Annotated in this window: 1 pseudogene; it reads right to left on the bottom strand. The window is 60.6% G+C overall.

Annotation, left to right across the window (positions count from 1 at the left end):
• Nucleotides 1–279, bottom strand: a pseudogene (locus tag B0E43_RS31350) (hypothetical protein); the annotation flags it as partial.
• Nucleotides 280–302 lie beyond the last annotated feature (23 nt).

The raw sequence follows: 302 nt of genomic DNA, 5'->3' as shown, positions 1-302 counted from the left end.
CTTGGTGATGTCCACCAAGGCCGCTCCGTTCACGTCAACCGTCTCGGTCGCACTGTCGGTCGCTTCCTCTTCGCTGCTCACACTCGCCACGTTCACAATGTCCAAGCCCGCATCTATGTCGGACTGCAACACCGTGTAGGTCGCCGTGCCGCTCGTGCTCGCCCCGGGGGCCAGTGTCGTCGCTGCAAGCGTGATCGCTCCCAGCTTGTCGTCGTTCACTGCCAAACCGGTCAGGGTCACTTCGCCTGTGTTCGTTATGGTATAGGTATAGGTAATCACCTGGCCCGCTTCGGTCACTTGCG

Source organism: Algoriphagus sp. A40 (genome assembly GCF_002002735.1).
Taxonomy (GTDB): Bacteria; Bacteroidota; Bacteroidia; order Cytophagales; family Cyclobacteriaceae; genus Algoriphagus.
This window is presented reverse-complemented; position numbering and strand designations above follow the sequence as displayed.